Origin of the sequence: Mycobacterium sp., assembly GCF_035653355.1 — a bacterium.
GTDB lineage: Bacteria > Actinomycetota > Actinomycetes > Mycobacteriales > Mycobacteriaceae > Mycobacterium.
In genome coordinates this window covers 1-9,130 of record NZ_DASRBZ010000318.1, presented here as the reverse complement: position 1 = coordinate 9,130, position 9,130 = coordinate 1, and the positions used below count along the sequence as shown (strand labels likewise).

Genomic DNA, 9,130 nt, shown 5'->3' with positions numbered 1-9,130 from the left:
CTTCCTCGGCGCCGAATCAGGTTAGCGCACGGGTCGCACCGACCGCAGTCGACAGCCACGGGCCGGGGTAAAGGGCCGCGCCGAGTTCCTCGAGGACGATCCCGGCTTCCACCATCGTCATGCCGGCACCGCCGTAGTGTTGCGGCACCAAAAGCCCTGTGGTTCCGAGATCAGCGAGACCTTGCCACACGGCCGGGGTCATGCCGGTCGGATCCTGCAGCACCGGGCGTACATGTTCTGCAATCGCCGCCTTTTCGGCAAGGAAGCGTCGCACGGTGTCGCGGAGTGCCAGCTGCTCGTCGCTGAGTTCGAGGTTCATTGGCGCGGCAACCCCAGGACCCGTTGCGCGGTGACGTTCTTGTTGATCTGTGTCGTGCCACCGGCAATGGTGAGCGAGCGGGAGGCCAGCCGGCGGTCGGCCCAACGGCCATTGGCGACGAATGGCCCCAGCACGTCGAAAGCTAGTGCGGCAAGGTCTTGTCCGAGCTCGCCCCATATCGTCTTGGCCAGGCTGGCAGACCCGAAGGCGTCGCCACCGTGCAGCATCGCCGAAATTGACCGCTGGCAGAGCACTTCCAGGTATTTGATGCGCACAGCCAGCTCTCCAAGGCGGCGTAGCGTCACGGGGTCTTCCAGCGCCGGCCGCCCGTTGACCTCGATGCCCGCCAGGTCGGCCACCAGATCCTCGAGCTGCACCTGCATCCCGGTATACAGCCGAGCCGCTCCGGCACGCTCATGGCTGAGCGTGGTGGTGGCGACCTGCCAGCCCTGGTTCAGCGGCCCGAGCAGCGCATCGGCGGGGACCCGCACATCGTCGAAGAACAGCTCGGCGAAATCGGCTTCTTCGGTAAGGGTCACCAGAGGCCGGGCCTGGATGCCTCGTAATTCCATATCGACGATCAGGCATGAAATCCCTTTGTGCTTAGGGGCATCCGGGTCTGTGCGCACGTACAACTGACACCAATCGGCCCGGTGCCCGAGCGAAGTCCAGATCTTCTGACCGTTGACCACAAAATGGTCGCCATCCCGCACCGCACGGGTACGTAAGGAGGCGAGATCGGAGCCGGCCTCAGGTTCCGACATTCCCTGACACCAAATATCGTCTGCGCGAGCCATGCGGGGAAGCAGCGTGCGTTTCTGTTCCTCGGTTCCGTACTGCATGATCGCCGGCGCGATGTTGTTGATCCCGATCACGTTGAGCGGGACCGGCACCCGTGCTCGGGTCGTCTCCTCGGCGTACACAAGCTGCTCGAGCACTGTCGCGCCGCGGCCGCCGTACTCCCGCGGCCAGGAAACAGCCGCCCAGCCCGCGTCGGCCATCGTCGCATTCCATGCCCGCAGTGTCTCGAACGCGGCATCGTCGCGGCCGCTCCGCCGGCCCGCGGCCACAACGTCGTCAGTCAGATTCGCGGACAGCCAGGCTCGCAATCCCTGGCGGAACTGTTCCACCTCTGGTGGGTATGAGAAATCCACGTCTCTTAGTAGACCACCATGCGATTGACTACGGCTATCACCGGACTCTACGGTGGAACAGATATTTGGTCAACTCGATGGCGTATGCCGATGAAGGGTTAGTGAGTAGCAACGAGGGTGAGCACCGACAACGTGGGGCGGCTTAGCCTGCTTGCTTCAGCGCTCTCCGGCAGGACGTTACAAGTGGCGCCGGTCGAGCACGGTGTGCCAACGTGGACCGATGGCGCAACGGTATTCGTCGACGCAGAGGCCAGCATGCGTGACCAGCTGGCCGCGTTGGCTGTCCAGGCGTCCCTGCTGACTTGCGGAAGCCTGGAGGCCGACGTCGTTCGCAGGCTTTACCGCCACTCGGGGCTGACCAGACGCTACCTCACCGTCGAAGGTCACCGTGCGCTATCGGCGAACGATCATGTGTTGCCGCTGTCGATGCGGTCGCTCATCGACGACGAGGTGGCCGCGCGCAGCGATTCACCCGCGGAGTCGCTGGCTGTGGCGCTGAGCAGGGAGCCAATCGCTGATCCGCCGCCGGTCTTCGGAGCAATCCGTGCGCGGAAGTTGCTGGCAGCGAAGAACCGTACTGGGAAACTTGGGGCCACAGGTGAGCACGTTCCGCGCCGGCAGCCTGACAAGGTGCTGCCTGAACTCGATGAGGAAGAAAGCGGCGACGCGGACGACGTTGTTGACCCCTTCTCCAGTCCCGTCGGCGGGGGAGGCGTACTGGGGCGATTGCTGCAAAAGATGCTAGGAGTGGTGCGCCGACTCGGCGAAGGAGGACAGCCGGGGGCAGATGCGCCGACACACCGTACGCGATCGGCTACACCGGGGGGCGGCAACGCCGTGTTCTCGACCGCATCGACGGAAACCGTGGACGAGCCCGATGAAGGCCGGGGCACCAAGTATCCCGAGTGGGATGTGTATCGACGGCGCTACCGGCCGGACTGGTGCACGGTCCAGGAGATTGAGCCGCATGCCGCGGACGGCATTCCGCCGGTGTTTGCCGACGGATGCCGAATGCGCCGACCGCTCGCCCGCCTCGGCCTGGGCCTCGATCGTTGTCACCGGCAAGCCCAGGGCGATGACATCGACATCGACGCAGCGGTCGAAGCGCGCGTCGAGGTGATGGCCGGGTCGGCGCCCGACGAGGCGTTCTATCTCGACAGCCTTCGCCGCCGCCGCGATCTCTCCGTGCTGATTCTGCTCGACGTCTCGGGTTCGGTCGCCGAGCCCGGCTCGGCCGGTCAAACCGTCCATGAGCAACAGCGGACCGCGGCGGCAGCATTAACGGTGGCGTTGCATGATCTGGGTGATCGAGTGGCGCTCTGGGGTTTTCACTCGCAGGGCCGATCCGCTGTTCGCGTAATGCCGGTCAAACGCTTCGACGACGGCCTCGACACGCTGGTGATGCGCCGTCTGGGCGGCCTCGTGCCCGGTGCCTACTCACGACTGGGTGCGGCGATCCGGCATGGTGCGGCCACCTTGGAAAGCCAAGGCGGCACGCCTCGGCGGTTACTGGTCGTGTTATCCGACGGATTGGCATACGACCATGGCTACGAACGCCTATACGGCGCAGCCGATGCTCGACGCGCGCTTGCTGAAGCCCGCCGCCGGGGAACCGGCTGTCTTTGTCTGACCATCGGCGCCAGCACCGACGCCGACGAACTACGGCGCGTTTTCGGCAGCGCCGCACACGCGACTGTTCCGGGGCTCGAACAGCTGAGCCAGTTGATCGGGCCGCTATTCCGTTCGGCTCTGGTATCGGCGGAGGCTCGTCGACGGCTGACACACCGAAAAGGCAGGCAGGTAAGTAGTGGGCGAGCGCAACAAGACTGATCAGCTGGATGCAACGGTCACCGCGGCAGATGCGCGGCGGCCGTACTATGTCCCGATCGGTAATGAGGAAGAGGTCTTCAAAGCGGCTGTCCGGCAAAGGTTGTCGATCCTGCTCAAGGGACCGACCGGGTGCGGGAAGACCCGCTTCGTCGAGGCCATGGCTTATGACCTAAAGCGGCCCCTCATCACCGTGGCCTGCCACGACGACCTCACTACCGCCGATCTGGTGGGGCGATTCCTGTTGCGGGGCGGTGACACCGAGTGGGTCGACGGGCCGCTGACGAGGGCTGTACGTGAAGGAGCCATCTGCTACCTCGACGAAATCGTGGAAGCTCGCCAGGACACGACTGTTGTCCTTCACCCACTGTCGGACCATCGCCGCCAGCTTCCCCTGGAGCGGCTCGGCGTAACCCTCGACGCGGCGCCTGAGTTCTGTCTGGTGGTGTCCTATAACCCGGGATATCAAAGCGTTCTGAAGGATCTTAAAGACTCGACCCGCCAACGAATGGTGGCCATCGAATTCGGTTTCCCGACACCCGACGTCGAGGAGAAAATCGTCGCCCACGAGGCAGGCATCGACGATGACAAGGCGGCCCAGCTCGTTCGACTGGGTCAGGCCATCCGTCGCCTTGAGACGGCGGGCCTGCGCGAGGTGGCCTCGACGAGGGTGCTCATCGCCGCTGGGCAACTCGTCGCGGAAGGGCTAACTCCGGGCGAGGCCGCTCAGGCGGCCATCGCGGCACCGCTTAGCGACGACTCGGTCGTGACGAGCGGCCTGGTCGAGATGATCGACGTGTACCTGAACGACCACCAAGCCTGACAGCGCCCGAGGGATCAGCTCAGAACCGGCTCCAGCGTCGCTTGTCCAACGCATAAAGCCAGGGCAATGTCAGGAATGGCGTCATGTACCAGATGTCGAACACCCACCAGCCGGTAACGCCGAAAACGCTGGCCCCGAAGCGGTCCGGGAAGTTGACCACCATATTCACGACGTAGCCGAGCCAGACCATAACGTAGGCCCAGCTGGTGATGATCATCCACCGGTATCCCCACCGCTGCAGCTTGAGGAAGCCGTAGGCGGCCACCAACCGGGCCGGGAAGACGCCGAGGATGCAGAGGGCCTCCCAGCTCTTTTCTCCCGCGGCGGCGGAGCCGCCGGTCCACAGGCTGTTGTAGTCGAGGTAGTAGGCGCCGTCGACCAGCCGGCCCCAACCGGTGAGGCCCCATTGCACGATGCGCGCGCCGTGGGCCCACAGGTCCAACGACCATCCGACGAAGTTGCCGGCGGCGTCGACCATGGCGAACATCGCGAACAGCGTGACTGCGAACGGCCGGACAAACTCTCCAGAGGCCTTAGCCCTTGCCGTTTTGACGAATCCGATCGCGATGACGACCAGGCCGATCAGGCTGAGAATTAGACTCCCGGCGAGCACTGCGCCCGTGATCAGCCAGCGGTCGGCGGTCTTGACCACCGGGCCATCGGTCTCTGGAACAGCGCGGTATGTGGGTTGCGCGGTTGCTGGCCCGCCTGCACTAGTTGTCTCGATGCTGCTCATAGCAACCATCCGTAACGGATGGCGACCACCGGCAAGACCGCTGAAGCGCCGACGACGATGCCCACGACGCAACCGATGGCAACCACTATCAAAAACTTGGTCAACGTGGGTACCTGCACGGCGTACCAGGATGCGCCGTCTTTCAGGTCGACATCGTGGTCGTCGGGGGCGACCGCATCGTCCGCGCTCGGGTTATCCATTCGGCTTTCCGCGAGGTACCAGACGAGAAGAATTATCAGGTCGACAGCGACGGCGCCCGCGAGTAGTCCAATGTCGCCCCAGAAGCCGGTACCTCCTAGCGCCGGCATGCGCGTGGGGAGTTCTCTGCCGTCGCCAAAGCCGGTGCCGTAGCCATACGCTGCTGCCGCGATATAGCAGGCGGAGATGACCACCAAAAAGAAGGCGACGCATACGCCCGCGAGCACGTATATGCCACGTTTGCGCTGTCGATAGGTGCGCTCGTCACCAGCGCGAGCCGGTGCCGACGACCCATCGCCAACATGTTCTGCGGTTGAGATGTGTTGGTTCACATGGCCCTCCCACCATGGGAGTTGTGTTTAACGTGACGGCGGCTGCGCCCGGCATACCCCACACGATCGGCTATATATTCAGCGTAGTGTACGGAACATATATTTGGTCCGCAACTCCGTCGAACCGGTGAGTTTTGCGGCGGGCAGTGATTGACGGTGAAGAGACGCGGAGCTAGTGTCTGAACAAATATTAGGTTAAGTGGCGGGCCGGATGCTGCTGCATCGACGGAGGTGACATGTCCTACGAGAGCACCGCAGAGCCCATCAAAATCGGGTATCTCTGCGACTTCCTGCTGCCTGAGGGTTACCCGCAGGAGATGCGTGACGACTTCACCCGGCCGTTCGATCTGGTGTTCAGCGAAGGCCTGAAGCAGGGGGTTATCGACCGTCCGGTGGAGATCGTGTACCGGGAGGTCGAGGGTCTGCCAAAGGGAACGGTCAAGGCAGTGATCGACGCCTACGGTGAGCTCGTCGATGAGGGCTGCCTTGTCGTCTTCGGCCCGCACATCAGCGAGAACGCCGTGCCGACACGTGAGGCGATCGAGGAACGCTTCCGGGTCCCGGCGATCAACGTATGCGGCAGCGACGACTGGCTGGGAGAGTGGACCTTCGCGTTTCCGCAAGGATCGATGACCGATGAACCGATCTTTTGGTCCGACCTGCTTGCCAAGGGAGGCCACAGCGAGGTCGGAGTCCTAGTCGAACAGTCCCTGGTCGGTGAGAGTTACCTGAAGAACCTCCAAAAAGCATGCAGCCACAAGGGAATACGGATCGTAGCCGAGGCGCCGATCGCTCAAACGGGACAAGACATCAACGACGCGGTACGCAGCCTCCATGAGGCCAAAGCGCAAGCTATCGTGCACTGCGGCTTCGGTTTCGGCATCGTCTTCATCAATCCCGCGCTGCAAGCGCTGAACTGGGACCCGCCCCGGTTCACCAGCACCGCCTTCCAGAACGCTTGGATCAACCCGGTGCTGTGGAACGCGTATCTAGGATGGACTGGCGTCGACCAGTATGACGAGGGCAACCCTGTCGGGCAGCGGTTCCTGGACCAGTACGAGGCGGCCTACGGCCGGCGGCCACAGTATTGCGTGCCGGTGGTGAACCACGACGTCGCTACCGCGCTGCTGCATGCCTTCGCCGACGCCCATCCATTGAGTCCACGTGGGGTGAAGGAGGCACTTGAGCGGGTGAAGATGGTGCCCGCGGCGGCAGGCGCACCGGGCACCCGGGTTTCGTTTGGGAAATGGACTCGCCGGGCATGGATGGGTGCTGGCTACCTTGTCGCTCGAACACTGGATCCCGACGGCGTGAATTCCCATCTCGTCGACCGCTTCGGTGAGGAATAACCGATGACCACAGAGCAGACGCAGCCCTCGTTGAAGCCGTCTACTGACACCGGGACCGCAGCACGGAAAAAGCGGTCACTGATCACCGCGGCGTCGGTCATCGTCGCCGTTGCGGTGATCGCGGTCATCGCCTACTACGCGCGAACGGGTGCGGTCTCAGACCGCATCCGCAACCCGGACGTCACCGGGGCCCCTCGGCCGGTGCGGCCATTGTTCGTCTATGCCCATTGGCTCGGCTTCCTCCAGCATGTCTTCACGGTCGGGACCATGCTCGCCATCATCGTGGTGTTCGTGGTGGCCTGGCGGCGCCACCCGCGTCACCCCGTGTTGCTGATGGCGATCGTGACCACTTTGATTGTCTGGCAGGACCCGCTGATGAACTGGGCGCCGTACGCGGTCTACAACCCGCAGCTCTGGCACTTCCCGGAAGACTGGCCGTTGGTGTCGCTGTCGCCAACGGTCGAGCCTTTTGTCGTCATCGGTTACGTGATGTTCCAGTTAGGACCCTACTTCCCGGCCATCTGGATCCTGCGCCGAATTCAGGCCCGCCGTCCGGTCGACTCCTTTGTGTGGCGCCATCCCCTGATCTGTATGGCGGGACTCATCTTCGTCATCGGCTTCATCGTTGATGCATTCCTGGAGATCACGCTCGTCCGCACCGGGATGTACATCTATTCGCAAGTGATCCCGTGGCTTTCGGTATTCCCCGGTAAGCCTTGGCAATTCCCGCTGTACTATGAGTCCGCGCTCGTCACGCTGGTCATGATCCCCGCGGGTGTGCTGCTGTACCGCGACGACACCGGACGCACGGTAGCCGAGAAGCTGGCCCAGCGGGCCCGCATATTCGCCGGTCGCCCGACGCTCGGCATGTTCGTGGTGATGCTTGTCATCATCAACGTCGCATATTTCGGCTACGGGCTGAGTTTCGCCGTTGTCAAATGGACCAGGGCCGCGACCTCCGTCGCCTGTCCATGGCCCTACCCCGAAGCCAAAGTCTATGATCCGCAAGGCTTCTACGAAAGGAACGGCCAACCCGGCCCATACTCTGTGGGAATCTGGTCTACCTGGATGAGCGGCCAACCACACGGACGTCCGCAGGTGCAACCGCCGGTCAACGGGGGACGGTGCTCACCGCCGTGAGTGAGCCACGCACCGTCGTGATCACCGGCGCCTCACGCGGCCTCGGCTTCGCGTCCGCCGCCTACCTCTATAAGCAGGGCTGGCGGGTCGTGGCAGCCATGCGCTCACCGGAGCCAGGACTGGAGAAACTGCGGACGGAGACGGGCGCAGGGCCCAACGACGCCCGGTTGATCGCGGTCCAGCTCGACCTCACCGATTCGGCGTCGGTCGTGGCCGCGGCCAAGGCGATCGAGGAGGCCGTCGGCGCTCCGCATGTACTGGTCCATAACGCGGGAATCTCGGCAGCGGGAATGGTCGAAGAAGTGCCGATTGACCTATGGGAGCGGATGTTTGCGACGCACGTGTTCGGGCCGGTAGCGCTAACCAAAGCGCTGTTGCCGTCGATGCGAGCGGAGGGGCGGGGCCGGATAGTGGTGATCTCCAGTCAGGGCGGCGTGCGCGGCATGCCCTCGATCGCCGCCTATTCGGCCGCAAAGGGCGCCTTGGAGCGGTGGGCCGAGTCTTTGGCCGGCGAAGTCGCGCCGTTCGGGTTAGGGGTCACCGTCGTGGTGGCCGGCACGTTCGACACCGACATCATCACTGACGCCGGCACGTCCGACCATCGCGACTTCGAGGGCCCGTACGCCGTTCACCACCCCAACATTGACCGGCGGGGCCGGTTGGCGATGCGTGTGCTGGCCAACCGACCAGAACGCTTTGCCCGGGAGTTGGCGAAGCTTCTTGAGGAGCGCGCGCCGTTTGCCCGACACGCTGTGGGTATCGACGCCCGCATGTTGCTAGTTGCCAATCGGCTGCTTTCCAGTAAGGCTCTCCATAGGATGACCCGTCTGGCGATGGGCCTCCCACATCCCGGCGCGCTGCGCAGCGCCCTGAAAGAGAGTGAGCACCATGGCTGAGACAACGAAAGTTCGCTTCGAGTCGCGAATGCTGATCGACGGCAAGCTCGTCGACGGCGAGGCCGGCACGTTCACCAACATCAATCCGGCCACCGAGGAGGTGCTCGGGGAAGTCGCCGACGCATCAAAAGCGGACATGCACCGCGCGATCGACGCCGCGCGGCGGGCGTTCGACGAAACCGACTGGTCGACCAGCCCGGGCTTCCGTAAAGCGTGCCTCGAGCAGTTCCAGGAAGCGCTGGAAACCGAGAAGGAAGCGCTGCGCGAAGAATTGATCCGGGAAGTCGGCTGCCCGCGCGCAATCACCTACGGCCCCCAGCTCGACGCCCCGTTAGCCGATGCGCTGCGGTACCCAA

Annotated in this window: 9 protein-coding genes and 1 pseudogene; 6 read left to right on the top strand and 4 right to left on the bottom strand. The window is 63.8% G+C overall.

All coding sequences use genetic code 11. The features are described 5' to 3' along the window. Window positions 1-22: 22 nt before the first annotated feature. Both VFA16_RS11145 and VFA16_RS11140 read right to left on the bottom strand, forming a co-directional pair. Window positions 23-319: pseudogene (locus VFA16_RS11145) on the bottom strand (acyl-CoA dehydrogenase family protein); the annotation flags it as partial. Then, on the bottom strand, window positions 316-1,473 hold the full coding sequence (locus tag VFA16_RS11140) for an acyl-CoA dehydrogenase family protein (RefSeq protein WP_324967862.1): 1,158 nt from the start codon (window positions 1,471-1,473) through the stop codon (window positions 316-318). The gene VFA16_RS11140 and the pseudogene VFA16_RS11145, both read right to left, overlap by 4 nt. 117 nt (window positions 1,474-1,590) lie before the next feature. Between VFA16_RS11140 and VFA16_RS11135 the strand changes: the two genes are divergently transcribed. Both VFA16_RS11135 and VFA16_RS11130 read left to right on the top strand, forming a co-directional pair. Continuing rightward, on the top strand, window positions 1,591-3,303 hold the full coding sequence (locus tag VFA16_RS11135) for a nitric oxide reductase activation protein NorD (RefSeq protein ID WP_324967861.1): 1,713 nt from the start codon (window positions 1,591-1,593) through the stop codon (window positions 3,301-3,303). After that, a complete protein-coding gene (locus VFA16_RS11130) occupies window positions 3,281-4,123 on the top strand; it encodes a CbbQ/NirQ/NorQ/GpvN family protein (protein ID WP_324967860.1) in 843 nt (280 codons plus the stop codon). The genes VFA16_RS11135 and VFA16_RS11130 overlap by 23 nt, the downstream gene beginning before the upstream one ends. Before the next feature lie 19 nt (window positions 4,124-4,142). Here VFA16_RS11130 and VFA16_RS11125 read toward each other — a convergent pair whose 3' ends face one another. Next, on the bottom strand, window positions 4,143-4,859 hold the full coding sequence (locus VFA16_RS11125) for a hypothetical protein (protein ID WP_324967859.1): 717 nt from the start codon (window positions 4,857-4,859) through the stop codon (window positions 4,143-4,145). Next, on the bottom strand, window positions 4,856-5,284 hold the full coding sequence (locus VFA16_RS11120; RefSeq protein WP_324967858.1) for a hypothetical protein: 429 nt from the start codon (window positions 5,282-5,284) through the stop codon (window positions 4,856-4,858). Before VFA16_RS11120 ends, VFA16_RS11125 begins: the two co-directional genes overlap by 4 nt. Window positions 5,285-5,625: 341 nt before the next feature. Here VFA16_RS11120 and VFA16_RS11115 point away from each other — a divergent pair, with 341 nt between their 5' ends. The 4 genes from VFA16_RS11115 to VFA16_RS11100 all read left to right on the top strand — a co-directional run. After that, window positions 5,626-6,738, top strand: coding sequence for an ABC transporter substrate-binding protein (locus VFA16_RS11115; RefSeq protein WP_324967857.1), 1,113 nt, complete (start codon window positions 5,626-5,628; stop codon window positions 6,736-6,738). Window positions 6,739-6,741: 3 nt separating this feature from the next. Next, the gene (locus VFA16_RS11110) at window positions 6,742-7,878 is read left to right on the top strand and encodes a spirocyclase AveC family protein (protein WP_324967856.1); all 1,137 of its coding nucleotides are present in this window, start codon (window positions 6,742-6,744) and stop codon (window positions 7,876-7,878) included. After that, complete coding sequence (locus VFA16_RS11105) at window positions 7,875-8,774, top strand: SDR family oxidoreductase (RefSeq protein WP_324967855.1); 900 nt, start codon at window positions 7,875-7,877, stop codon at window positions 8,772-8,774. The genes VFA16_RS11110 and VFA16_RS11105 overlap by 4 nt, the downstream gene beginning before the upstream one ends. Then, window positions 8,767-9,130: aldehyde dehydrogenase family protein (locus tag VFA16_RS11100; protein ID WP_324967854.1), on the top strand; the 364-nt coding region annotated here is incomplete at its 3' end. The genes VFA16_RS11105 and VFA16_RS11100, both read left to right, overlap by 8 nt.

What these genes read in the sequence shown, in the direction of transcription:
- VFA16_RS11125 (WP_324967859.1), bottom strand. Translation starts at nt 4,859, where the DNA reads ATGAGCAGCATCGAGACAACTAGTGCAGGCGGGCCAGCAACCGCGCAA.
- VFA16_RS11115 (WP_324967857.1), top strand. Translation starts at nt 5,626, where the DNA reads ATGTCCTACGAGAGCACCGCAGAGCCCATCAAAATCGGGTATCTCTGC.
- VFA16_RS11110 (WP_324967856.1), top strand. Translation starts at nt 6,742, where the DNA reads ATGACCACAGAGCAGACGCAGCCCTCGTTGAAGCCGTCTACTGACACC.